At 39.2% G+C, this 24252-nt stretch carries 22 protein-coding genes and 3 pseudogenes; 3 read left to right on the top strand and 22 right to left on the bottom strand.

What is annotated here, in order from left to right; all coding sequences use genetic code 11:
- Window positions 1-111 precede the first annotated feature (111 nt).
- Window positions 112-423 carry a hypothetical protein gene (locus IPK31_06555; GenBank protein MBK8087617.1) on the bottom strand — a complete coding sequence of 104 codons (312 nt, stop codon included), beginning with the start codon at window positions 421-423 and terminating at the stop codon, window positions 112-114.
- 202 nt (window positions 424-625) lie between these two features.
- On the opposite strand from IPK31_06555, the gene IPK31_06550 reads away from it, so the two are divergent.
- Complete coding sequence (locus IPK31_06550) at window positions 626-1333, top strand: hypothetical protein (GenBank protein ID MBK8087616.1); 708 nt, start codon at window positions 626-628, stop codon at window positions 1331-1333.
- Between the two features lie 93 nt (window positions 1334-1426).
- On the opposite strand, the gene IPK31_06545 is transcribed toward IPK31_06550, so the two are convergent.
- From IPK31_06545 to IPK31_06510, 8 genes and pseudogenes are all read right to left on the bottom strand, one after another.
- Entirely contained in the window at window positions 1427-2746 is a 1320-nt protein-coding gene (locus tag IPK31_06545; GenBank protein MBK8087615.1) for a M28 family peptidase, read from the bottom strand.
- 159 nt (window positions 2747-2905) lie between these two features.
- Entirely contained in the window at window positions 2906-3343 is a 438-nt protein-coding gene (rpiB, locus tag IPK31_06540; GenBank protein ID MBK8087614.1) for a ribose 5-phosphate isomerase B, read from the bottom strand.
- 124 nt (window positions 3344-3467) lie between these two features.
- Window positions 3468-3830, bottom strand: coding sequence for a four helix bundle protein (locus IPK31_06535; GenBank protein ID MBK8087613.1), 363 nt, complete (start codon window positions 3828-3830; stop codon window positions 3468-3470).
- A gap of 105 nt (window positions 3831-3935) precedes the next feature.
- Window positions 3936-4738, bottom strand: a pseudogene (gene tatC, locus IPK31_06530) (twin-arginine translocase subunit TatC).
- 199 nt (window positions 4739-4937) lie between these two features.
- Window positions 4938-7517, bottom strand: a complete 2580-nt coding sequence (locus IPK31_06525) for a zinc-dependent metalloprotease (GenBank protein MBK8087612.1) — start codon at window positions 7515-7517, stop codon at window positions 4938-4940.
- A gap of 111 nt (window positions 7518-7628) precedes the next feature.
- A pseudogene (locus IPK31_06520) lies at window positions 7629-8807 on the bottom strand (HlyC/CorC family transporter).
- A gap of 42 nt (window positions 8808-8849) precedes the next feature.
- Window positions 8850-9428: a guanylate kinase gene (gene gmk / locus IPK31_06515; GenBank protein MBK8087611.1), complete on the bottom strand. Its 579-nt coding sequence runs from the start codon at window positions 9426-9428 to the stop codon at window positions 8850-8852.
- Between the two features lie 162 nt (window positions 9429-9590).
- On the bottom strand, window positions 9591-10337 hold the full coding sequence (locus tag IPK31_06510; protein MBK8087610.1) for a hypothetical protein: 747 nt from the start codon (window positions 10335-10337) through the stop codon (window positions 9591-9593).
- Window positions 10338-10614: 277 nt separating this feature from the next.
- Here IPK31_06510 and IPK31_06505 point away from each other — a divergent pair, with 277 nt between their 5' ends.
- Window positions 10615-11493, top strand: a complete 879-nt coding sequence (locus IPK31_06505; protein MBK8087609.1) for a glycoside hydrolase family 18 protein — start codon at window positions 10615-10617, stop codon at window positions 11491-11493.
- A 17-nt stretch (window positions 11494-11510) separates the two neighbouring features.
- Here IPK31_06505 and IPK31_06500 read toward each other — a convergent pair whose 3' ends face one another.
- From IPK31_06500 to IPK31_06455, 10 genes and pseudogenes are all read right to left on the bottom strand, one after another.
- Window positions 11511-11714, bottom strand: coding sequence for a helix-turn-helix transcriptional regulator (locus IPK31_06500; GenBank protein MBK8087608.1), 204 nt, complete (start codon window positions 11712-11714; stop codon window positions 11511-11513).
- 3 nt (window positions 11715-11717) lie between these two features.
- A pseudogene (locus IPK31_06495) lies at window positions 11718-12253 on the bottom strand (DUF2975 domain-containing protein).
- Between the two features lie 222 nt (window positions 12254-12475).
- A complete protein-coding gene (locus IPK31_06490; GenBank protein MBK8087607.1) occupies window positions 12476-13117 on the bottom strand; it encodes a hypothetical protein in 642 nt (213 codons plus the stop codon).
- A gap of 84 nt (window positions 13118-13201) precedes the next feature.
- The gene (locus IPK31_06485) at window positions 13202-13909 is read right to left on the bottom strand and encodes a hypothetical protein (GenBank protein ID MBK8087606.1); all 708 of its coding nucleotides are present in this window, start codon (window positions 13907-13909) and stop codon (window positions 13202-13204) included.
- A 173-nt stretch (window positions 13910-14082) separates the two neighbouring features.
- Complete coding sequence (locus IPK31_06480) at window positions 14083-14433, bottom strand: helix-turn-helix transcriptional regulator (GenBank protein ID MBK8087605.1); 351 nt, start codon at window positions 14431-14433, stop codon at window positions 14083-14085.
- Between the two features lie 567 nt (window positions 14434-15000).
- Window positions 15001-17043 carry a glycoside hydrolase family 97 protein gene (locus IPK31_06475; protein ID MBK8087604.1) on the bottom strand — a complete coding sequence of 681 codons (2043 nt, stop codon included), beginning with the start codon at window positions 17041-17043 and terminating at the stop codon, window positions 15001-15003.
- A gap of 293 nt (window positions 17044-17336) precedes the next feature.
- Window positions 17337-18287 (bottom strand): hypothetical protein, encoded by a 951-nt coding sequence (locus IPK31_06470; GenBank protein ID MBK8087603.1) that lies wholly within the window; start codon window positions 18285-18287, stop codon window positions 17337-17339.
- A 27-nt stretch (window positions 18288-18314) separates the two neighbouring features.
- Window positions 18315-18869, bottom strand: a complete 555-nt coding sequence (locus tag IPK31_06465; protein ID MBK8087602.1) for a YceI family protein — start codon at window positions 18867-18869, stop codon at window positions 18315-18317.
- Between the two features lie 41 nt (window positions 18870-18910).
- On the bottom strand, window positions 18911-19531 hold the full coding sequence (locus tag IPK31_06460) for a hypothetical protein (protein MBK8087601.1): 621 nt from the start codon (window positions 19529-19531) through the stop codon (window positions 18911-18913).
- A gap of 23 nt (window positions 19532-19554) precedes the next feature.
- Window positions 19555-20751, bottom strand: coding sequence for a hypothetical protein (locus tag IPK31_06455; protein MBK8087600.1), 1197 nt, complete (start codon window positions 20749-20751; stop codon window positions 19555-19557).
- Between the two features lie 199 nt (window positions 20752-20950).
- Between IPK31_06455 and IPK31_06450 the strand changes: the two genes are divergently transcribed.
- On the top strand, window positions 20951-21358 hold the full coding sequence (locus tag IPK31_06450; protein MBK8087599.1) for a hypothetical protein: 408 nt from the start codon (window positions 20951-20953) through the stop codon (window positions 21356-21358).
- Between the two features lie 123 nt (window positions 21359-21481).
- On the opposite strand, the gene IPK31_06445 is transcribed toward IPK31_06450, so the two are convergent.
- The 3 genes from IPK31_06445 to IPK31_06435 form a co-directional block, all read right to left on the bottom strand.
- The gene (locus IPK31_06445; GenBank protein ID MBK8087598.1) at window positions 21482-22084 is read right to left on the bottom strand and encodes a GNAT family N-acetyltransferase; all 603 of its coding nucleotides are present in this window, start codon (window positions 22082-22084) and stop codon (window positions 21482-21484) included.
- Window positions 22081-23391 (bottom strand): UDP-N-acetylglucosamine 1-carboxyvinyltransferase, encoded by a 1311-nt coding sequence (gene murA / locus IPK31_06440; GenBank protein ID MBK8087597.1) that lies wholly within the window; start codon window positions 23389-23391, stop codon window positions 22081-22083. Before murA ends, IPK31_06445 begins: the two co-directional genes overlap by 4 nt.
- 86 nt (window positions 23392-23477) lie before the next feature.
- Window positions 23478-24200: a DUF4290 domain-containing protein gene (locus IPK31_06435; GenBank protein ID MBK8087596.1), complete on the bottom strand. Its 723-nt coding sequence runs from the start codon at window positions 24198-24200 to the stop codon at window positions 23478-23480.
- Between the last annotated feature and the right edge of the window lie 52 nt (window positions 24201-24252).

Below are 24252 nucleotides of genomic sequence, written 5' to 3'. Positions count from 1 at the left end.
CCTCCCCGGCAAAACCTTTTTCGCAAGCGCTCGTCAGGTCACGCCGCTCCAGGCGGCCACACCAGGTAACAATCCCATCTTATGAATCCTTAAAATCCTAAAAATCATGGTTCAGACAATTCTTCGGCGGGGGTTCAGACAATTTCCTGCCACAATAACAGAAACACTCATCCACAGCCCCAAAACAATCCATTTCAGCTCGTCTTGGTCAATTTTAACCCTGTCATTAGCAAATATTGTAGTGACAAAGACAAATACAACTGCGTCATATGCAAAAGTGGGTGCGTCATTCACTAACAGAGCAGCGTCATTGGCAAAAGTGAGTGCGTCATTCGCCATTTCAACTGCGTCATACGCAAATGTAGGAGCGTCATTCGCCAATATAACAGCGTCATTCGCAAAAGTGGGTGCGTCATTTGCCATTTCAACTACGTCAAAGCCCAATTCATTGACGTCATGTCATATTATAAACTCCGCAGGAGACATCATCGAATGCGCAGGAAGCATTGAACCTTCCGCAAGCTATACTACATGTCCCAATACCATGAACAGGGAATTGACAACAGCTGTTATTCCTTCTAAATTAGCGTTCACATTTATTGAAACACCTGTTAACTAAAAACAAATGAACAAAATAAATGAAGCAAAGCTCAACATGTACAGAGCAGTCGCAAAGCACTGTAACAATAACCCCGCAGTTATCGCTGCAATTCCTGCTTTCCAAACAGCAATCACCAGCCTCAATACAAATATTGCGTCCATTCTCACCACAGCCCAGCTCGAAATACAGGTTATCTCCGGTATCACCGCCGATAAAGCAAAACACAAAGAAACATTGGCACAGCAGGCTTCCAATATTGCAAATGCAGTCTTTGCTTACGCATCTTCTATTGCCAATAACACATTAAAAGAGCAGGTAAAATTCAGCGCCCGTAAACTGCTCCGTATTAAAGATGATCTTATAGTACCCACCTGCTTAAACATTCATAGTGCTGCCAATGCAAACCTCGCAGCATTGGCACCCTACGGAATTACAGCAGCAGTTCTTACATCATTCAGCACAGCTATAACAAACTATACAGCAGCAATATCATCACCACGCAATGCAATCAGTCTGCGCTCGGCCTATACAAAAGATCTCAGCAATCTGTTTATAAAAACCGATAAACTCTTAAAAGAGCAACTCGATAAATTATCTGTTCAGTTCATAACCACTCACACAGAATTTTATAATGCATACAAAAGCAACCGCATCATTATCGATCCCGGTACATCAGTCACACAAACAAAAGGAAAATTTATTGCTGCATCCAACAGCAATGCTACGGGTTGACAAATAAAAAATCCCAACTGCACAACAGTTGGGATTTTCTTATTCCCCCTTCAGGGCCTGCCCGACGCACAGGCGGGGGTTAGGGGGTTCCTTTTATCTCGCCGGCACATTCAGCGGTATATCTCTCTTCATCATTTCATTTCTGTTGGCTGCTTCCCATGCAAGAAAGAAAACAAGTCTTGTTCTTTTTTCATGCAGATCGTAATTGATCTTATCAGGAGTATCAGATGGTTTGTGATAATCCTTATGTATACCATCAAAGAAAAATAAAATAGGAACTCCCTTTGCTGCAAAATTATAATGATCGCTGCGGTAGTATAAACGGTTGGGATCTTTCGGATCGTTGTATTTTCTGTCGGTAATAATTTTGATGTAGAGGTTATTGATACTGTCAACCATGTTTGGCAAATCACTGCTCAGTTTATCATCGCCAATTAAGTACACATGATTGTTGGTGTCGAGTGATTTGATATTATCATCTTTTCTTCCAATCATATCAATGTTCAGATCAATCGATGTTTTTTCTAACGGATAAACAGGATGGTTGCTGTAGTATTCACTTCCCCACAATCCTTTTTCTTCTCCACTCACAAGAATAAATAAAATATTTCTGCGTGATCCTTTACCAGCTGCTTTTGCTTTGGCAAATGCTTCTGCCAGTTCAAGTACACCAACAGTACCGCTGCCATCATCATCAGCACCGGGATTTACTTTACCATTTGTAATACCAATATGATCGTAGTGTGCAGATATAATCACCCACTCATCTTTTTTATCTGTTCCTTCAATCATGCCCAGCACATTGGATGCAGACGACACCAGACTTTCTTTGTTGAACGAAAGCATCAGTTCAGTTGCAACTGTTTTTGTTTCCAGAGTTTGTTCTTTTGCTTTTGCATAATCAGCTTTCAGAATCGCTTCGCCCATTGCTTCCGAAATACGGGCAACAAGTGGTGATTGTCTTGCTTTATATAAGTTCAATGAAACTCTGCCACTGCGGGCTGATGGTTGTTTGTCAATATTACTCTGCACAAACAACATGCCAGCAGGCTGACGGCTGTATAAGTTAAAGATTTCATTTTGAGCAGGAAGCTGTGTGCCGCCTTTTGCAACGATGACAACTGCTTTACCCCTGATATCTGTGGTCGTATCAATCTTACTCATATACACCACTTCACTGAAAAACTGTTTTGTTGTGATGATGTTATTGGTCATTGCAGTAAAATCTTTTCCAAACAGGTAGCTGTTACCGCCAATGTTTACAGAAGCATCCAGCAATGTGTCTTTGTATAATGGATAGAACTGTTCATAGTTTCCGTTATTAGCCGGAGCAATTCCAATACGTTTAAATTCCTGTTTGAGATACTCAGCTGCTTTTCGTTGTCCTGCTGTACCTGTTTCTCTTCCTTCCATAGCCGGATCAGCCAGAATGTAGAGATGGGTTTTTAAATCAGCAGCAATGCAAGTAGTAAATAGTTCCTCATTATTTATTTTTTTGATGTGCCGAATATAAAATAAAATCCCGCCGTAAGCGGGATAGTTATATAAATGGTATAAAATTGATCTGTCCTGTTACGAACAGGCAATTTTTTGTACTCTTCTGTCATGGCGGCCACCTTCAAACTCAGTTGTCATAAAAGTATCAACCATTTTTTCTGCATCACCCTCACGAACAAAACGGGCAGGGATACAAATTACATTGGCATTATTATGTCCTCTTGATAACTGTGCCAGTTCTTCGCCCCAGCAAATAGCAGCACGTATGCCCTGGTGTTTGTTAGCTGTAATTGCAACACCATTGGCACTGCCGCAGAGTAAAATCCCAAAAGCGGCTTCCCCTTTTTCAACAGCACTGGCAACAGGGTGGGCAAAGTCGGCATAATCAACAGAGTCAGTTGAATAGGTGCCAAAATCTTTGAAAGCAATTCCTTTGCCTTCTAAAAACGAAATCAAATCTTCTTTGTAGTCAAACCCTGCATGATCACAACCAATGGCAACGGGTTTGCTCATATCAAAAGGACTTTGCATAACGGAATGTTTTGTGGTTGAACGTTAAGGATTCAAAGTTAGCATATAAAAATGAGTCAATAGCCGATAGCCGGTAGTCTTAAGTTGTTAGTAAAAGGCAGCAGCCCTACAGAAATTTTTCAGGGTGATTGATCATGTAAGCCAAAAGCTTAGCGACCTCTTCGTTTAATGAATAAAGCCGGGTATGCTTTTCAACAGCCAGATAATTGCAATCTTTTGCAAAGTCAAGCCATACTTCAGTTTCACCATTTTCCATATCTGAATCTGTTAGCTTACTTACAAAATGTGCGGGGTATTTTCTTTTTCTGTATGCTTCACTTATGCAGGCGCAAACTGATCTTGAGCTTCTTCTTATCTGATCAGTAAGACTGTATTTTTCTTCCTGAGGAAAAGTTTTTGAAACAAGAAAGATTTCATCAGCAACCTGTTTCGCTTTTTGATAAGCGAGAAGTGTTTTATAACCAGGCATAGCAATTTTTTACAGCCTTAAATTATAAAAAGAAAACACCACTCCCAATAGTTCACTTTCTGGTACCGGCTAATAACTATCGTCTACCAACTACAGGCTTTCCCCTCAACTCCATTCTTCCTCATCCTTTTTGCCTGTTTGCGGTTAATACGCATGCTCATGAAAATACTGAACTCATACAATGTATAGAGAGGAATAGTAACCAATGCCAGGCTGAAAGGATCTGTTGATGGTGTAATAATGGCCGCAAGAATAATGATTACAATAAAAGCAAACTTTCTTACTTTCTTCAAGGTTTGAGGTGTAAGGATTCCTACTCTAGTAAGCAGCATTACTACAACCGGAAGCTGAAACAATAAACCAATACCTACCGTTAAGTAAACAAGATTTTCAAAATAATCACTGATGGTTGGTTTAAGATCAATGAGCGGACTGATGCTATAAGTAGAATAGAAATAAACCATGAACGGGGTAAGAATGAAATACCCGAAAGCAACTCCAAGAAAAAACAGAATGGAAATCCAGGCAATAACACCTGTTGTTCCTTTTTTTTCTTTTTCACTGAGTGCAGGTCTTACAAACTTCCATATTTCCCAAAATACATACGGAAAAGCAACAATAAAACCGACAGTAAACGCAATAGTAAATGTCATTAGGAATTGCTCTGAAAAAGAATTACTCTGGAAACGCAGGCTGAAATTGGTCATGCACAAATCGGGTACATGAATCCAGTTGCCCATCTGACAAAGCCATTTGTAGGAGATGAATTCCTTATGAATTGGTCCCATAAAGATCCTGTCAACCACGTAGTTAATATTAAAACCTACAACGATTGCTCCAGTAGCAATTGCAATCAAAGAACGGATCACATGCCAGCGCAGTTCTTCCAGGTGATCAATAAAAGTCATTTCTGCTTTTTCCTCACCGGTTGACTTGCCACGGATGCGTTTAAAAATTGACCTGCGTTCTGATTCTGTTTCTTCTGCCACTGTTATTAGTTTCAGCTGCAAATGTAACCCGAAAAAAATGAGCAAAAAAAGAAGACTCTGCCAACAAAAAAAGGCTGTCTCATTTTGAGACAGCCTTTCCTTTTCAACCAGTTGAAAACTATTTTGTTGCCAATGCTTTATCAATCATAAAGATGAGCATTCCACGGTGAGCCCTTGTACTTTCGTTGGGCGAAGCCGCTGTTGCCAGCATAGTTCTGATTTTCTTCAACGTATTATATGCACCGCTTTTTGAAGCATTATCGAACCCTGTTTTAGATTCAACAATGTTAATAGCGCCTTTTACAAATTCACTTTGCAGATTCTGACGGTAGATATTTACAGCACCTCCAATATCTGCTTTAAAAAGTGCGGTGGTTAAATCGTTCATAACATCCGCTACTGTATATGTATTACCATACAAAGCACTGTTGTTGATACGACGAAGGGTTGTTGGGTTCAGCAGTTGTGCAAGAATATTTGTATGAAAATTCTGTACAACAGAGGTATGCTTGGGATCTTCAGGAGATCCGAAGAAATTAAAACCACGACGCTGCATTTGCAAATAAGGCAATACCTGTATGTCTGCATCAAAAGCAGTTGGAGCAAATACATTCTTTGCTAAAAAAGCCATTGCTTTTTTCTGATAGTCAACAGGAGTAATTACAAAAGGTTTACTGCCGGGGTTTTGACCGGGGAAACTTCTGTCTACCTGCACACCGCCAATATAACGGCTCACGGCATTCGCCATTTGAAAACGCTGGCCATTTAATACTGAATAGCGGATCTGAATTTCCTGGTATGATTTATCGCCTTTCGAATATTTGGTTACCAGTTTACTCATGGCACTGTTTACAAATTTGAAACGGTCTTCGCCATAAGTAATCATATCATTACTCATATCGTTCACCATCACCCTTGGATCAATACCATTACCGGGGCTGCGCATATCATCTGCATCGTTACCAAAAGCAAGGTATGGCTCATGGCTGCGGCGCAACAATGCATTCAGGCTGCTTTGTTCCTGCCCTGCCGGAAATTCACGATAACCATATTCAATGGCCCATAAATCATACGGACCTGGTTTCATAGTGTAATAATCACCTTGTTTGCTTCTGTCGCTGTTAATGTTAACTGATGGGTAATCCATTACAGAACCCTGCAAACCTAATTTTTGTGTGATGGCTTTATTATGCACTTCAGTTGGGCTCAGCATCTGGCTGGCCTTCATGTTATGGTTCAAGCCAAGGGTATGGCCCATTTCATGTAAGATGAGATAATAAATGAACTGCTCATGTGCAAGTCTTACTTCTTCTGTTCCACCATCTGTTGCACTGGTAGTGATCAATGTTGAACCTGCCATATATTGCATCGCCAATTCGTTACCAATTGTACAGGCAGCCCAATGTTTACGCATATGCGCAGGAACCATTTGCATAGCCTGATCATTAGCAGAATAACCTGCATTATCGGCTTCAGTAACATCTAAGAACGGAGTTTCTGCACCGGAAGCCCACTCAATAGAGATATCACTTCCAAGAATCTGTCCAGTTCTTGGGTTTACAAAACTTGGTCCGATGGCTCCGTATTGCGGATAAGGAGAAGAGATCCAGCGGATCACATTATAACGGATATCAGCAGGATCCCATGTGGCATCATCAGGCATGATTTTCATCACTACCGCATTTTTGAAGCCTGCTTTTTCAAAGGCTTCGTTCCAGCGTTCGCCGGCAGCTTTTATAATATTGCGGTATTCAACGGGAGTTGTATTTTCTACCCAAAAAGTAATGGGTTCAACCGGCTCACTTAAAGCAGCAGAAGGATCTTTCTTCTTTAAATGCCAGCGGTTAATCTGATCACGGTAGTTGGTGATTTCGTTTGATGTAAGATCATCAACTTCCTGTGTAAAATATCCAATACGTGGATCATCCAATCTTGGTTTATAATCATTCACAGGCACTTCAAGAAAAGAGTGCTGCAATTTTACACGCACATAACGGGCATCCGTAATATCTTTTCCGCCACCATTGAATGGCATTGGATTATCATAAGCCAGGTCAACAACTACATCACTGTTGTTGGGATATGAACGGATGTTGGCGTATTTGCTTTTGGTTGGATTGTAACCACCGAGATTAAATACTGCACCGGGAGGGAGCATTGGCGACATGATTGGCTTAACCGGATCGAGTTTATCACTCAGGAATAAACCATCAACACTGATAAGATATCCGGTTGAATCTTCCACACTGAATTTGTCTACAAAAAAAACAGCTTCCGGCAAATCACTTGCTTTGCTTACTGCATTTTTGGGATCATAATAAAAGGAAGTATTCTCCATTGAGAACTCAATCTTATCATACTGCTTTTTCATTTTAAATACCAGGTTTGCACGGTGCATACTCTGGTGCAGGAATAAACTGGAAGGGCCCGCAAGAGAAAAACTCTGATAAATAAAATCTTTGTTGAGCTGATCTTTCCGCACATACATCAGTACACTTCCTGTTACCGTATCCTGGTAAAGCGTGAACAAACCCGCATGTTTTTTACTTGTTTTTACTTTGTCGGCCACATTAGCTTTTGGTGGGGCTTTCTTTGTGCTGTCTGCTGCCGGTGCTGCTGCAGGTTTAGCCTGTGCAAATGTTTCTGCTCCATACAACAGGCAGGCTGCCGTACAAGCGAATGCAATCTTTTGCTTCATAAATGAAAATTTGGTTTTGGAAATAGAAGGTATAATAAAGATTTCGTATGTAAGCGGAGTTTTTATAAACGGGCTGAGAAGATTGTAACTGGTTGATAAAACTGCCTGCTGTTAGTGCAGTACTTTCATTTTTACTGTTTCAATCCGGGTGTCGTTTACAGAAAGAATATCAAATTCGTAGTTGTCAATAATGATCCGCTCTTTTGCCTTATTTCTGAGAGATAATCCAGTTCCAGGCGGCCACTGAAAATATATTCACCTTCGGCCAGTTCTTTTTCTACAAATTCTTCAATGTCATATTCGTCCTGTATTTCACCAAAAATTTCTTCCAGCAAATCTTCCATGGTAACAATACCGCTGGTACCGCCAAATTCATCCACCACCCAGGCAATGCTTTTGCGCTCTTTCGCAAACTGATTGATGAGATCGGTAACACCCATACTTTCAGGTACTGCAGGAATAGGTAATAAGATCGATTTAATATCTGTCGGTTTACGAAACAGGTCTAAATGATGTGCATAGCCAAGAATCGTATCAATATTTCCTTCATAAACAATCAACTTACTCAACTTGGTTTCAACGAATTTTTTTGTGAGGCCGCTGATAGATATGCCGGCTTCTACTCCAATGATTTCTTTACGTGGAATTAAACATTCACGCACTTTTACACCGGGTAATGATAAGGCATTTTCAAACAGTTCTGTATTCAGATCCTGCGATTCTTCATTGTTGTCTTTAGTTTGCTGAATAAAATGTTCCAGGTCCACACGGCTGAAGGCTTCTTTTTTCATTGACCCTTACATCAAACAAATATTTCAAAATCCATTCAGCAATGTTTACAAACAGGGAGGAAACGGGCGACAGAAGACTGTTGAAAAAAACCAGTGATCCTTGCCAAAAAGAAAGCAATGAATTACTCCTTGCACGGAAGGTAGCTTTGAAAATAACCTGAACGAGTAAAATGATGAAGGCAGTGATCAGGATTTCTACAATGATCCGCAGTGATGAATTTTGAATAACCAGTGGCATTTTTTTCCAGAGCGGATCAAAAAAACGGGTGGCCATTAATACAAAAATTACAAGCGCCAGGTTAATGCCTACCAGCACTGCACCTATAAAACGACTTTGTTCTTCAATAAAACCACTGAGAATACGGCCACTTGCAAGACCCTGCTTTTTCTTGAGTTCAACAGAAAAACGGTTCAGTGAACCGAAGGCTGTTTGCAGTCCGGCAAAAAAACCTACAAACAGAATACTGATGCCAATGCCTATAAGTAAATACCAGTTCATCTTTAAAAATAGTGTTTTTGTAAGGAATTGCAAATGGGGTTATTACTGCCCGGCAAGAAAAGCCGCCACAATCTGCTCTGCTTCGGCACATGCCTCGGGCAAATGGGCGTTAACCACCACTTTATGAAAAGAATGTTTAAACGATATTTCGTACGAAGCTTTACTCAGCCTTGCCTGCAAAGTTTCAGCCGTTTCTGTACCCCGGCTTTCTAACCGGCGTTTCAATTCTTCAATGCTCGGCGGTTCTATAAAAATGGATAGTGTTTGCTTTGGGTACAATCCCTGCACATGAATGGCTCCTTTTACATCAATATCCAGTACAGGTGTTTGATGATTGTTCCAGATGCGCTGCATTTCACTTTTCAGTGTGCCGTAATATTTTCCATCATACACCATTTCCCATTCTACAAAATCATCGGCCTGGATCTTTTGCTGAAAATCATCCACACTCATAAAATGATAATCCACCCCGTTTTGTTCATGTGCCCTTGGCGGCCTTGTAGCAGCCGACACAGAAAACGCCAGCTGCGGAAAGCGCTTCATTAAATGTTTGGTAATGGATGTTTTTCCTGCGCCGGAGGGTGCGGTAATGATGAGCAGTTTGTTTGCTGTTTGTTCCATAAATAAGGCCTCAAAATTATAGATTAACCCGTTGCAGAAAGAATTTATTCGCAGCGAAAAAAAACGGCATTTGTTTTCTTTGTGAACCAATTGCTTTTTCTTCCAATAAATTCTTCTTTGTATTTCTTCCCGCCTTCCCGGCAACAATCAATCATTGCTCATTCAAATGATTCCTGATATTGTTATGGAATTCATTAATCGCTTTTGTATGCAGGAAGGGATACAGAAATTTATCCCTGAAGCGTGAACCGCTTTTATAAATAGTATGATGCGTGATTTCTGTAAAGCCTTCTTTGTTTCTGTTAACCAGATCCGCTGACTGCCCATCGATTTGCCTTTCAGCAGGTAGCAGGTTTCAAGCATATGCTGGTTATCATTCACCGCAGTTATTTCATGCCCCACAGCAATCTTTGCCAGTCCGCCCAGTACTTTCACACGAATCAAAACAATCTGTCCTACTACGGCCCCTTTGTATTCATCATCTAAATAAGAAAGGTTATTCCCTTTGCGGCAGTACTGCAAACCGAACTGCAGCATATTGCCACACCATGCATTTTTTGGTGGAATATTTTTATAGGCCGCCCATACTTCTTCAATCGGCTTCTGAATATAAAATGTTTTTGTGTGATGATGAAAGTCTTCAATATCCGGGTGACTGCGTGAAAAAGATTCCAGGTCGGCAAAGTCCTTTAAACGGTAAAGATTGTTGTCGTGAATAAACGTAACAACCTGTTTGTTCGGGATACGGGCTAAATCAATTTCGTGTTTGGAATGTGGCAAGTAACTTAAATGTGGCTTGGAGTTTAGAATATTGGGAACAAAGATCGGTTGTTTTAGCCGGATGGCAAGGACTAAATACGGCTTAAATACGGCGAAAACAGCAATATTGGCTTTTCCTTTACGCTGCAAAAAATCTGTATAACAGCCTAGCCATTGGCGGCTTAGCAGCCAACGACTCACTGCGTAAAAGCAGGATATTCTTTTATTACCTTCATCTTATATTCTGAAACCATGCTGAAACAACTGCGGTACCTTTTAGTGGGGAGTCTGTTTATCTCACTTATTTACTCCTGTAAAAAATCAGGCAATCCTCCAACTCCTCCGGCTCCTCCTGTTATTATTGCAGCGCCGCCAGCCTTTGGTTTTATGTAGTAGGATATTTCCTTCTTACAGAACCCTGTCTTCAGTGCCCGATGTAAAATTCAAAATGTGCAATGTCATTAATTATGCCTTTGCCAATATTAACAGCAGCGGCAGTTTAACATTAGGCAACAGTACTCATCTATTGGAAGTAAAAACAAAAGCCAAAGCAAACGGAGCAAAAATATTCATCAGCATCAGCGGACTTGCTGCCGATTTTAAAACAATGGCCGCAGCCTCAGGCAGCCGCACTTTGTTCATCAGTGAAGTAATGAACATGGTAAGAACTTACGGCCTCGATGGTGTGGATATGGATTGGGAATTTCCCCGTACAGATGATGGCACCGATATTACTTACACCGCATTAATGAAACAGTTAAGTGACAGCTGCCACACTTCAGCTAAATATTATTTAACCGCCGCCATTACTGCCGGCAAATATGCAGGTGCTGTGCGTGATGCCATTAAAAGTGAATTGTGGCTGGGCAATTATGTAGACTGGTTTAATATAATGAGCTATGATGATTTCAGCAGCACCGTTCCATACAAACATCACTGCGATTATACACTGGCAACTGTAAGTATGAATTACTGGGTGGGCACCCGTGGGTTGCCTTCATCAAAAGCGGTGCTGGGTATTGCAGGTTATGGAAGGCCAAGTGGCATTACACAAACTGGAACCATACTCAGTTATAACGATATACTGCTCAAAGGCGGTAATCCTCAATCCGATTCAGCAATTGTAAGTAACGGTGCATTTACTAATTACACTATTTATTACAACGGACTTGCCACTGTAAAAAAGAAAGCAATGCTTGCCAAACAAAGCGGCAATGGAATTATGCTTTGGGAAAAAAGCCACGATGCACATGATAACAATTCTTTGCTGAAAGCAGTTTGCGATACAGTGGGCAGAACTTATTAAGATGGCTATGTAACAATTTACTCAACAAATTCCAGAATATCTCCCGGCTGGCAGTTGAGTACTTTACAAATTGATTCAAGTGTGCTGAACCGGATGGCTTTTGCTTTTCCCGTTTTGAGTATAGAAAGATTGGACAGCGTTAAATCCACTTTTTCAGAAAGTTCATTCAGTGACATCTTCCGCTTTGCCATCATAACGTCTAAATTTACAATGATTGCCATAGCTTATACAGTTAAATCATTTTCGTTTTGAATGTCTACTCCTTTTTGAAAATAGTCGCAATAATATAAACGATAGCTCCCATTATAATAAAGGCCTGACTGTCTGCCCAAAATTGGTTTAAGCTGTCGGTGACAAAACCGTAGTGTATTAAACTCTTAGCTAACTGTCTGGCAATGTAACTTAACAGTCCAATTGAAAGTGTGTAATAACTAATAAGTGAAATTTGTCCCGCAACAAAATTATTGAACGGGTTTGCTAAATCCATTTTGTGCATTAGTCTGATAACGATGTAAAACAGGCAGGCTTTTGAAATTGAAATAATCAGAATAAAGCTGTAGATGCCGAAAAAAGCTAAGCTGCTCTCTTTATACATTTCAGATAAGTCCAGCTTTTGATAAAGATGTTGGACAATTTCAGGCTTATACAAACTGAAAAAGAAATTTACTACTAAGCCTCCTGCTTCAATGGATAAGCCGACAAAAATGAGCCAGGCCACAACATATAAGCCCCAAAATACGAACTTGTTTGTTTTTGACATAATTGTGAAATTTAAGTTGGTATGCCAAAAGTAATAAATATTTATTGATAAACAACAAATATTTGTTTTTTATGGGAAAATTGGTGATGACCGGGTAAGGAGAAGGACGGTTGGGTGAAAGGTAGCTAAGGATTAATTTTTTACCGTGTAGTTGCCGGGTTGTTTATAAGGCCTGGGCGTTTAGAAGACCGGTTTTTCTAAAATAGTTCATGTTGAATGCAGTTATTTGTTATCCAACGGCTTTAACTTTTTACTGTCAATCGTATATTTTTTGTTTGTAAGGATTATATAGTTTTCAAGATCTCGTTTTGTCAATACAGTAAGCTGTATCAAACCTTTGTGAGAAGGTATATTAATCCATTTTGAAGAAGGGCCATTATTTTCAAGAACCACTTTAACTCTTTCGATTTGCTTGTATTCACCAGTGCACAACAAGTCGCCATCCATGCACCTTGTCGAATCGTTATTTATATATACAAACGCATATGGGAGGGTCTTTTTATTTAAATTTTTCACTAAAGAAAGTTGTTTAACGGAAAAATCAGAACTATCCCGTTGCCGGTATGAAACCTTAACCGGGAGGGTTCCTTTTTGAAATTGACTATTCAAAGTCACGATATTGTTATCAGATTTCCAGCGACCGGTTGTGTAAGCATTGTAAACATTACTTGCAATGAAGTACTCAAATGTTTGGTTTTTGTATAGAAACAAGTCAATTTTTGCAGCGTGTCCATCCGTTGACTCGAACTGGTAATGATATTGGATTTTTTTAGCGATTTCTGTTTTTGTCAGTTGTTGAAGACTTAAATCCTGCGAGTGACATAACTGTACAGCGAAGAAAAAAAGTATTGACAAATATTTCATACGTGGATTGTTAAAGCTAATTATAACATTTTATAATTACAGTGCATTTCGTGTGCCACGAACCGGTGCGGAGTACATTTCTGTCTAGTTTAATAAGTTCTTTAATTGTTCAAAATAATGTGGCACTGTGTCCCAAGAAATAGTCAGACCCTTTTCGGCTGCATTTTTTATTACAACTTTTGCGAATTCTTTCAAAGTGAATTCACATGCTTTAATACTTTTCTTTCTCACCTTCGCCCAAAAAGTACTTTGCTTTTTAATATAACTGTCTTTACTTTCAGTTGCAATTTTATGTTTTAAAGTGTTTGCTTCTTTTAATAATTCTTCTTTGTCATCAATTGTAAATTCTTCTTCTTCAGCAATGTATTTTTCAAGATTTTCTACATACGATAGCAATAGCAATTGCTGTGAAAAATTAAACCTGCTTGTTTCTGCATCATCGTCTACAATTTTAAAATCTTTATAAAATTCTTCTTCATACTGTTTTATGACTGGGTCATCATAAATTGTTTGAATAGAATTATATTCTGTAATTATTTGTATCCAAGTGTTTGCAAAAGAAATAATAGTTTCAAGTTTTGTCCAGACTTTATGTGAATTAGTATCGTTTTTGCTTGTAGGTTTAAATTCAATTATATATCCAGGATTTCCGTTAGATGGTTCTTGTCGCAATACCTCAAAATAAAAGTCGGAATTTTCGTCTTTATCTTTTAATTTAAAGATTGTTTCTTTAGTAGGTACAACTTCTATAAGCGTTTCGTTTTTATCAGCAAAAGGCTGCAGTGCTTGCAAAATGGTAAGCGGTATCTTTTTTTTTCATTCACTTTTTAAATTTGGGTCTTATATAACAGCCAACACTTAAATATACGCAACTCCTTTAAGTTTCATTTTTTCAACCAAGTGATCTTCATCAGAACTCATATACGTTTTTTGTCGGCATAGCAATCATGCACAAAGCCAACCTATCACTTCTTCTCCAGCTCATTAATAAACTGCTGTAGCTGTTCCAACTGTTCAGCCGATAAATTTTTCATCCGTTCAGCAGCGCTCAGCGGCTTCGGTTTTGGCTTCAGCTTTTCAAGAGCAACCGGTTCCGTTAACTGCAAATCAGTATCAGCCACCCACACAAACAAATCATCAGGCGTGCATTTGCAGATCAGGCAAAGCTTTTCTAAAGTGGAGTAAGTAATGTTTTTTGTAGTGTTGGTAACAAGGCGGCTCACCGTATAATAAGGAATGCCATTTTTTACCAAATAAGTTTGAGGATTCACAATACCCCTGTCTTCCAGGAACTTTAATACATTTAAAGCGAGCATAAAAAGGTGTTTTAGGCCAAAAAGATACAAAAACAGGTCAAAAAAGCCAATAAATCGACATTTACATTGCAGCAACTGCAAACAACATTCAAATAACTGCAAAGCGAGTTTAAAAAACTGCAAGGGCATTTAAAATAACTGCAATAAACATTGCACGAATTGCAAAGAGCATTCGCAAGACTGCAAAAGCATTTCAATTTGCTGCAACACGCATTCAATTATTTGCAAACAACATTCGCAAAGCTGCAAATCGCATTAAAATAACTGCAAATAAAACTGGCCAAAACCCCATCTGCACAAAAACAAAAGGCAACAAAACCGAAAAAAGTCACACAGATGAACAAAGGATGATTGTGCAACTACAAATGCATTTCACCACAGTAGTAACCAAGCTAAATCAGGGAATCATCCCGCAATCGGCCGTCTTCGATTGCGGGGTCTTTTGTTTCTTTTTGGACAAGCAAAAAGAAAGAAAGAACAGCAAACAGCTATTGCAAAAGCCTGCTAAAAAAAATCATGAAACAAAAAAGGGGCACACCCCCCTTTCGCTTTATCAATAAGAAAAACTCATTTCTTCATCACACTCACCGCAAACCCACCACCTTTCGCCAGTTTTATAGTCAGCTTTGTTTTATTCGTCACAACAATCTTTTCAATTGTATATGCTTCAGGATTTGTTTTCCAGTCTGCATTATCTGCATCACGGTAAATCGTTGCTTCATATGTTGCACCGGGTGTTAAGAAATCAAACGATAAAGCAACCGTTCTGCTTTGTTCATCAGTAATAGCACCAACAAACCAATTCTCCCTTATTTTTTCTTTCCTTGCAATGGTTAAGTAATCACCCGGTTCAGCTTCTAAGATCTTTGTATCATCCCAGTCAGTTGCAACATCTTTTATAAACTGAAAAGCATCCATATGCGCTTCATAATTTTCAGGAAGATCAGCAGCCATCTGCAAAGGACTGTACATAGTAATATATAATGCAAGCTGTTTAGCTAAGGTTGAATGCATTTGCCTGTTGGGTGCAGCAGCTGCATAACCACGCATTTTAAAAATGCCCGGTGTATAGTCCATCGGTCCGCCCATTAAGCGGGTAAAAGGCAAAATGGTTTCATGTTCAGGCGGACTTCCTTCAGCAAACGCATTGAATTCATTTCCTCTTCCTGCTTCACTGGCAATGAAGTTGGGCCATGTTCTGTGCAAACCTGTTGGACGAACAGGTTCATGTATATCAACCATAACATGATGCTTCGCTGCTTTTTGTACAGAGCGGATATAATGATTCACCATCCATTGTCCGTCATGATGTTCACCACGTGGAATAATCTGTCCAACATATCCTGTTTTTACAGAACCATAACCAAAGCGGTTCATGAATTGAAAAGCAGTATCCATCTGTTGATCGTAAGTAGCTGCATCAGCACTTGTTTCATTGTGCATAATCATCTGCACATTTTTCTGTTTGGCATACTGCTGTATTTCTGCCACATTAAAATCAGGATAAGGAGTAACAAAATCAAAATGCTTTCCCCGCCAGTTACCATACCATGCTTCCCATCCCGTGTTCCATCCTTCAACAAGTAAACCTTCAATACCATTCTTTGATGCAAAGTCGATATAGCGTTTTACATTCGCTGTGTTTGCACTGTGCCTTCCATTAGGAACAGGAAGACCATTTGCTCCAGGTACATCAGGTTTATCTGTATAATTCCAGCTGCCGAGATTTGTCTGCATTTCCCACCACACACCCATAAACTTCATGGGTTTTATCCACGATGTGTTTTCTATTGCTGATGGGTCATTCAAATTTAAAATCAGTTTCGAACTTAATATCTCTGTTGCTTTGTCACTGACGATGATAGTGCGCCAAGGTGTAACAGCAGGTGTACGTAAGTAGGCTTTATTACCTGCAGCATCGGGAACCAGGTTAGAAGTTAAGCTGAATGCTGATCTGTTTACATGCAGTTGCATAGCAGAATAATTGATCAAGGCTGCTTCATGAATGTTGATGTATAATCCATCAGCCGTTTTCATCATCAATGGTGTTTGCACTGCATACTGATCAGGTACGTTTAGTTTCTTATCTCCAACAGATACCATGTCAGATTTCCATGCATCCACTTCACTTAGCTTTGAAGTAGTGTACAGCTGTTCATTGGTATCAAAGTCGCCGGGTATCCAGAATGTTTTATGATTGCCGGTTAATGCAAACTGTGTTTGCTCGTTTGCAATAATGAAGTAAGTGAGTGATCGCTGTTTGGGAAATTCATAACGGAAACCAACCCCATCATTAAACACCCGGAAGATGACATTCAATAAAATCCCTGAACCTGATTTGTCTTTCAGTTTTACGGTAAGTTCTTTATAGTTATTCCTGATGATGCTTACTTCACCCCAAACAGGTTTCCATGTTTCGTCAACAGCTGATGAATCAACAGCAACAATTGTAAACTTATTGAGTAATGCTTTGGGGCTATTTAATGCAAAGCCAAGTGTTGAGGGTTGAATTACTTTTTTTCCTTTGTATGTAACGCCGTACAACAGTGTCCCTTCAGTTGTATGTTGAATTTTTACTGAAATACTTTTGTCAGGAGAGTTGACAGAAATGTTTTTTGAGCAAACAAAGAAGCATTACTTAAACAAAGGAATGTGAGAGCAAGCAGGCAGATGCAGAATCGCATAAGTACAATTTTTATAAAGGTCAATCTTTTACCTGGAGATCAACTGATTTTTCTGCTGCTAACAAATGATTTTGGGCAGAAAAAAATGCTGCAAACGTTTGCTGTACCTGTTTGCAGGTTGCTTTTGGGAGTGAAAAAGTCAAACACATAAAAAAGCAACGGCTGTTAAACCGTTGCTTCAAAAAAACCGGGTATACTTTTTTATACTGAGGTAAAAATTTAATGTGTTGTTTTTACAGTCTTCTTTACACTGTAGCTTCTGTTTAAGTTAAACCCTAAGGAAAATTGGCCAAAGTTGTCTTTTACAGGATTGGTGGATAATTGAAACAGGTTACTTGCATTGGAACTGTTAGAGATAAAGAACTGGAAAATATGTCCGCCTGTATCCCAGTCATAGCCAATTGAAATTAAGTTAGGAGAGTAATTGACAATTTCGCCGGTTTTATCAATTACATTTTCATACATATTCAACTGTCTGGCAAATTCAAAGGTTAAGGCTTTTTTGTCGGAGATTTTATACCTGCCTCCCAAGCCAATGGAAAACACATCATGTTTGTTACCATAACCGTAGGAAATAATGTTGTAGTGAACCATGGAAGGGGTTAACTGAAGAGAGAATTTATCAGTAAACTTCCTGGCAATCATTAACTGATGCAGGTAAGCGAATTTATTCCACTCTAAACCGTTAGGAGCAGCTACTGATTTTGCGGCATTAAAATGAACATTTGAAAGCCATGCAATACTTACAGGATAGTTGTGAATACCTGTTTGCTGACGCATGAGTTTAAACTTTGCTGTTCCTTCTAAATTTGAATTGCCTGCAAAGGCAGCACCCAGATTCAGCCAATGAGTTGGTGAATAATCGAATGAAATATAAGTGCTGGCAAAATTTCCGTTAAAGCCAAATAAACGGGCAAAATTGTTTCCCTTTTCATTTTTATCCCATAACTGACCGAAATGGTGAATCACCATAAACTGGAGATTACCTACGCCAGTCATTTCGGTACTGTTCATGTTAATGATACGTGTTGCCTTAAAGGTGGCAATGGTTAAATTTTGTTTTACCTGGGCAGAATCTTCAAGCTTTAACTCTCCCAATAAATCGTCCTGGGCAAAAGCACCTGCAGAGAGGATGATGCCGGTTGTAAAAAGTGCTAATATTTTTTTCATAAACTATCTGATTAGTTTGAGTGAATACTAATTCAATTTGAATGTAATCGTTGCATTAATTGGTGTGGCATCTGCTAACTTGGGTTTAACTAGTGCAGGGATGTCAATTTTATAATCTTCTGCTTTTACATTGAATACACAATTAAAAATTGCATTACCACCTTTAACAGTCATTGTAACTGCACCCTTAAAAGGTTGTGTTACTCCGTGTAATTCCACTTTTCCTTCTGATGTAAATTTGTATTCACCATCTTTTGCAAGCATGGATTTGTCAAAGCCAATCAGCTTTCCCTTGTAAGTTGCATTCGGAAACTTGTTGGTATGTAAGTAGTTTTCATTGAAATGCTCTTCAAGTAAAGCATTATTGAAGTGAAATGTTTTCATTGGAACCAGTAAAGCCACTTCCATTGTTTCCACTTTAAAAATGGCAGTTGCTTCTTTGCTTAATGCGGAGTATTCTTTGTTTCCTTGGTTTTTGTTGGGATTGAAATAAATGTTTCCGTCCCTGGTCTTATAGGTCTGGGCGTTGGTAATCAAAGAAGCGGCAAGAAGTATGAAGACCGATAATAATATTTTTTTCATTTTTTTAGATTGTTAAGTTTAGAATGGGGTTATTGTTATACTTATGGTTTATATCCCTGTGCGATCCATGCCAGGAAGGTTGCTGATGTTGTAGGTGCAATACTGATGGCACCTCCGGGATGTCCTGTTGCTCCAAGGCTGTTCATCATTGATTTGATTTCTGCTTCTTTTACTTTCAAACTGGTATAGTCAAGTGCTACAGCAACTCCGCCGTGGCAGGAACTTCCTTTACAATCTGTTTTATAAATTGGAACGATGTGTAATGAGTAAGTAATATCACCAGTAATTGGAGGGGGTGTATAATCATCTTTTGCTCCCTGTGCCACCCATGCTTTTACAATGGCTGCCTGTGAAGGTGTAAAGTAAACGCTTCCTTCTCCGGGGTGAGATCCGCCATTCGCCATTGATCCAAGAATGGTTGACCTTGTTAAAATTGCAGAGTAAAAAATTGTATCAAGATGTACAAACGCAATCTGGCGTGTTGATCCGTTCTTGTGACAACCACAGGCTCTGCTGGTAATGATGGGAACAACATCGTTGCGGAAGGAAACAGAGTTGATAGACGATAATGTTGCCTCTGTAATGTCGTGGTAGTTTTTATAACAGGATGAAAAGACTGTAACTGTTACTGCTATAAGAGCCAATATGATAATTTTTTTCATATTAAAGAGATTGAAATTTTAAATTATTTGGTGATAATGTTTCCTGATTTCCAATATTTAAAAATACCCGTGCCATTTGCTATTCCGTATTTCCACACATCAGGAATATTCGGATCGGCAAAATACCAGGCTTTTATAATAGCTATTTCACTTGCGTTTAAACCTCCATCACCAAAGGCCATATCACCATCTTTACCAACCTGGTGGTTTGCAAATACTGCAGTCCTTGGATTGGCCATTACCAGTGTTGAATCAACTCTTGTAAGTAAAGAACTGGTTGAATTTAGGTAGTCACCTTTTACATAGTATTTCTTTAAAGAAACAGGATCAGTATAAACAACAGAACTGTTTGAACGTGGGCTCTTGGGATACATGATATCCATAATGATATCATCGTACGTATTTAAAGGACCTCTGCGGCTTGCAGTAGTCCATGGTGTTCCGAATGTTTTAAAAGGTCTGAAGCTTGCATTGGCGAGTGTATCAGCATAAAACTTTTTAACGCTGTCTTTATATGCTGTCCATACCTGTGATAAAAGCGGTTCTTTTAACTGGGCATAATAAGTTGTGCTACCTGTACCGGGATTGATGTAAGCAAACGTAACAGTATCAGTTGGAGCAAATGTGAACCAGCCTTTTCTTGCCCACTCTCCACCAACAGTAGCTTGATTATGGCAGTTGCCAGATCCACATCCATTGGTAATTAAAGAAACAGCTGCCGGTCTGAAATCTATAAGACCCGGAGTTTCCATTGCGCCATTTTTTATCCAGTTATATATTTTTGTTTTTTCAGTAACAGATAAGTCAACACCATAGTTAACCGGAGGCATTGCTCTGTTTACCTTACTGGTAGTTATCAGGTCGAATAATTCACTTCCCTCGGGATTACCGGGAGTAACCAAAGCTTTTATTTCATTGTAAGTTGTAAGCTTTGGAGCAATAGAGCCGCCATGACAGGAGATAGAAGAACAGTTACTCTTAATGATACTTAGTACACCTGTTGTTCTGATAATATCATTCGCATCCCTGATTACATCAGCTTTAAACACAACTACAGAATCATAGAAAGATGCGAAAACAGTTGAGTCAGGTTTTTGTACCAGTGCTCTTGATATAAGAGATGCATTTGCTCCTTCTTTTGTACACCGGATAACAGTGAACATTACAAAAAAGGCACCCAGAATAAGCAGAATCGTTTTTTGTGTTTTTTTAATTGACATAATTAATAGTTTAAATTAATCGGCTGTTGTTTCAGAAGTTTTTCACAGAAGAGTGATAATTGTCACAAAACTAATTGGGGGCACCTGACCGAAACATGACAAAAAGGGGTTTGTTTAATGATTTAGGTCATACCGGAGATTGAAATATCATTTCAATTTTGAACCTGAATAATTGTAAACATCAATAACACTTTATAAAATGAAAATCAGTAAAAAAGTCAGCCGAATCTTAATAGTAATTGTGTTAGTTGGACTGGTAACAGGAAGCTGGGCAGTATGGTATGTATTCTTTAAACCACACCGTAATATTGGCACAGAAAAGGCAGCGTATTCTCTTACTTCACAGAAGCTAACTGATGAAATTAAGAATGATACTGCGGCTTTCAGCAAGTATGTTGATAAAACATTACTTCTTGAAGGACCTGTTTCCGCAGTAGAGGGAAGCCATATTTCTTTTGGTAATATTATCTGCAATATTGACTCTACTGATATCAGCAAAGTGAGTAAGGTAAGTGTAGGGCAGGTATTGAAAGTACAAGGCCGTTTAACTACCTATAATGATTTAATGGAAGAGATCATGTTAGACCAGTGTGTAATAAAAGAATGATTTAAATCAGTTAAAAAAACTGAGTTGAAATTAAAAGCTGTAAAAATGCGCATGTCTTTGTCACATATATGTGACAAAGGCATGCGCATAAATTTTTAAAATTTGCAGAGTGTTGGTAAGGATTCAGGAGTAGATTTTTTTCAGCAGATGTTCTTTTGCTCCGCCAAACCATTCGTTTTTCAGAATACTTAAAACAATACTGTCTCTTCTTCCTCCGGCAACAATACTCATGTTGCTGCGCAGAATTCCTTCAACAGTACAACCAATTGCTTTCATGGCATTTACTGACCGTTCATTGTTTGCATCGGCTCTGAGTTCAACACGTTCAAGTTCCCATTGTTCAAAGGCAAATGAAAACAGGAGTAATTTGCAATGGCGGTTCAATCCGCTGCGTTGAAATGCTTTTCCATACCAGGTATAACCTAACTGTGTAGTAAGATTGTTTTCCTGAATATCATAAAATCTTGTGCTGCCTGCATAGCTGTTGGCTTGCTTATCAAATACAATAAACGGATATTCTATTCCTGCAGCCTTGTTTTGTAAACTAGTGCTGATATAATTTTTCATGCCTTCTTCACCCGCAGGACTTACCAAAGAATACTTCCAGAGATCTGCTTCATTCAAAGCAAAAGGAAGCAGGTGTTCAATATCGGTTGAAAGTAAGGGCCGAAGCAAAGCCCGTTCATCTTCGAGAATAATTTCTTCCTGTGTAATATTGTTCATCATCCTTCAATACGTTTAATGTCGGCACCTAAATTTCGTAAGCGTTCATCAATGTATTGATAACCTCTGTCGATCTGTTCAATATTTTGAATGGTGCTTTTTCCTTCTGCACTTAAAGCAGCAATCAGCAAGGCCTGTCCGGCACGTATATCAGGACTGCTCATGGTAATGCCTCTCAGCTTTTGCTCACGCTCCAAACCAATTACTACTGCACGATGAGGATCGCATAAAATAATCTGTGCACCCATATCAATCAGTTTATCTACAAAGAATAATCGGCTTTCAAACATTTTTTGGTGGATGAGTACACTTCCTTTTGCCTGGATAGCTGTTACCAGTACAATACTTAATAAATCGGGAGTAAAGCCTGGCCACGGATGATCATAAATAGTAAGAACTCCGCCATCAAAATAGCGTTGTATTTCATATAACTCCTGTTCGGGAATATGAATGTCATCTCCTTTAATATTGATTTGAATACCCAACTGACGGAATTTTTCAGGAATGATTCCTAAATGTTCAACACCTGCACCTTTGATGAGGATATCACTCTGAGTCATAGCTGCTAAACCAATAAAGGAGCCAACCTCAATCATATCGGGTAATATGCGATGTGATGTACCTCCTAAATAATGTACACCTTCAATGGTTAAAAGATTGCTTCCAACTCCACTGATCTTTGCACCCATACTGTTGAGCATGCTGCACAATTGCTGAATATAAGGTTCGCATGCAGCATTATAAATGGTTGTAACACCTTTGGCCATACTTGCAGCCATTACAAGATTAGCAGTGCCGGTTACAGATGGTTCATCAAGAAGCATATCAACGCCCTTCAACTGATCAGTTGTTAAGTGAAAGAAACCATCTTCTGCATGATAGTTAAATGCAGCACCTAATTTTTCAAAGCCGATAATATGTGTATCTAATCTTCTTCTGCCAATCTTATCGCCACCTGGTTTTGGTATGAACGCTTTGCGAAAGCGTGCAAGCATAGGACCAGCGAGCATAACAGAACCACGGAGTTTTCCGCTTTTCTTTTTAAATGTTTCACTGTGCAGGTAATCGATGTTTACATCATCGGCCTGGAAAACGCAGGTATCTCTTTGCGGCCGTTCAATCTTCACATTCATTTCACCCAGCAATTCAATGAGCAAGTTTACATCTACAATATCAGGGATATTGGTAACAGTTACTTTTTCAGGAGTAAGCAGTACAGCACTGATAATTTGCAGTGCTTCGTTCTTGGCACCCTGGGGAATAATTTCCCCCTTTAATTTTTTGCCACCTCTAACTTCAAATGAATGCATGTTTGTATTGTTTCTGTTGCGAAAATATAAAAACAAAAATCCCCCTTCTGTAAAAAGAAAGGGGATCTGAAATTATTCTGAAAAGATTAGTAGCGCTTTTTGAATTTTTGTCCGCCACCGCCTCCGCCACGGTTGTCTCCACCACCACGATTATCTCTTCCTCCCATATTACGTCCACCACCTCCGCCACTTCCGCCTCTTTGCTGGAAATGTTTTTTGAATTTTCCACCTCCGCTTCCGCCGCGGTTTTCTCTGAAATCATCACTTGGCCGGTACTGGCGTACAAAAGGCCTGTTGTTGAATTCAAGTTCGCCCTTGGTAATAGCACTCAGTTCCTGCTGAATAGCATCGTCATGAATATTTTCTTTGTGCCAGTTGTTATAAGAAAGTTTCATGTAATAAGCAATTGCATTGGCAAAGCCCTGCTTCTTTTCAGGGTTTTCTTCTTTCAATGCTTTGTCAATTACAATTTCAATGTTCTTTCCTAAATGATTATAGCGTGGATAGCGTTTGGGGTAAGGTAAACGCTCCGGTTTTGCTTTTAATGTTTCGCTGGTAGGAATGGGGTAAGGGCTGTCAACATCCAGCTTAAAATCAGAAATGAGAAACAGGTGATCCCAGAGTTTGTGCCTGAAATCTTCCACATTTTTTAAATGGGGGTTTAAAAAACCCATCAACTCAATTGCCACCTGCGCCTGCTCCTGGCGCTTCTGCCTGTCTTCAATTGTAAGGATATGATCTACCATTTTCTGAATATGGCGGCCGTATTCACGAATGATGAGATGATTTCTTGTAGTATTATATTCCATAGTTGTAATCAGCAAATGTACGCAAAGGGGATATAAAAAGGAAGCTGCCCTT

The organism is Chitinophagaceae bacterium (genome assembly GCA_016713085.1).
GTDB lineage: Bacteria > Bacteroidota > Bacteroidia > Chitinophagales > Chitinophagaceae > Lacibacter.
Note: the sequence above shows the minus strand (reverse complement) of the source record. Positions and strands in the feature narration are given on the sequence as shown.

Excerpts from the sequence above, each read along its gene's own strand:
- IPK31_06500 (MBK8087608.1), bottom strand. The coding sequence starts at position 11,714 with ATGGCAATCATTGTAAATTTAGACGTTATGATGGCAAAGCGGAAGATG.
- IPK31_06470 (MBK8087603.1), bottom strand. The coding sequence starts at position 18,287 with ATGAAAAAAATATTAGCACTTTTTACAACCGGCATCATCCTCTCTGCA.
- IPK31_06465 (MBK8087602.1), bottom strand. The coding sequence starts at position 18,869 with ATGAAAAAAATATTATTATCGGTCTTCATACTTCTTGCCGCTTCTTTG.
- IPK31_06450 (MBK8087599.1), top strand. The coding sequence starts at position 20,951 with ATGAAAATCAGTAAAAAAGTCAGCCGAATCTTAATAGTAATTGTGTTA.
- IPK31_06460 (MBK8087601.1), bottom strand. The coding sequence starts at position 19,531 with ATGAAAAAAATTATCATATTGGCTCTTATAGCAGTAACAGTTACAGTC.
- IPK31_06545 (MBK8087615.1), bottom strand. The coding sequence starts at position 2,746 with ATGGAAGGAAGAGAAACAGGTACAGCAGGACAACGAAAAGCAGCTGAG.
- gmk (MBK8087611.1), bottom strand. The coding sequence starts at position 9,428 with ATGGAACAAACAGCAAACAAACTGCTCATCATTACCGCACCCTCCGGC.
- IPK31_06435 (MBK8087596.1), bottom strand. The coding sequence starts at position 24,200 with ATGGAATATAATACTACAAGAAATCATCTCATCATTCGTGAATACGGC.
- IPK31_06550 (MBK8087616.1), top strand. The coding sequence starts at position 626 with ATGAACAAAATAAATGAAGCAAAGCTCAACATGTACAGAGCAGTCGCA.
- IPK31_06445 (MBK8087598.1), bottom strand. The coding sequence starts at position 22,084 with ATGATGAACAATATTACACAGGAAGAAATTATTCTCGAAGATGAACGG.
- IPK31_06480 (MBK8087605.1), bottom strand. The coding sequence starts at position 14,433 with ATGCTCGCTTTAAATGTATTAAAGTTCCTGGAAGACAGGGGTATTGTG.
- IPK31_06525 (MBK8087612.1), bottom strand. The coding sequence starts at position 7,517 with ATGAAGCAAAAGATTGCATTCGCTTGTACGGCAGCCTGCCTGTTGTAT.
- murA (MBK8087597.1), bottom strand. The coding sequence starts at position 23,391 with ATGCATTCATTTGAAGTTAGAGGTGGCAAAAAATTAAAGGGGGAAATT.
- IPK31_06535 (MBK8087613.1), bottom strand. The coding sequence starts at position 3,830 with ATGCCTGGTTATAAAACACTTCTCGCTTATCAAAAAGCGAAACAGGTT.
- IPK31_06455 (MBK8087600.1), bottom strand. The coding sequence starts at position 20,751 with ATGTCAATTAAAAAAACACAAAAAACGATTCTGCTTATTCTGGGTGCC.
- rpiB (MBK8087614.1), bottom strand. The coding sequence starts at position 3,343 with ATGAGCAAACCCGTTGCCATTGGTTGTGATCATGCAGGGTTTGACTAC.
- IPK31_06555 (MBK8087617.1), bottom strand. The coding sequence starts at position 423 with ATGGCAAATGACGCACCCACTTTTGCGAATGACGCTGTTATATTGGCG.
- IPK31_06490 (MBK8087607.1), bottom strand. The coding sequence starts at position 13,117 with ATGAAATATTTGTCAATACTTTTTTTCTTCGCTGTACAGTTATGTCAC.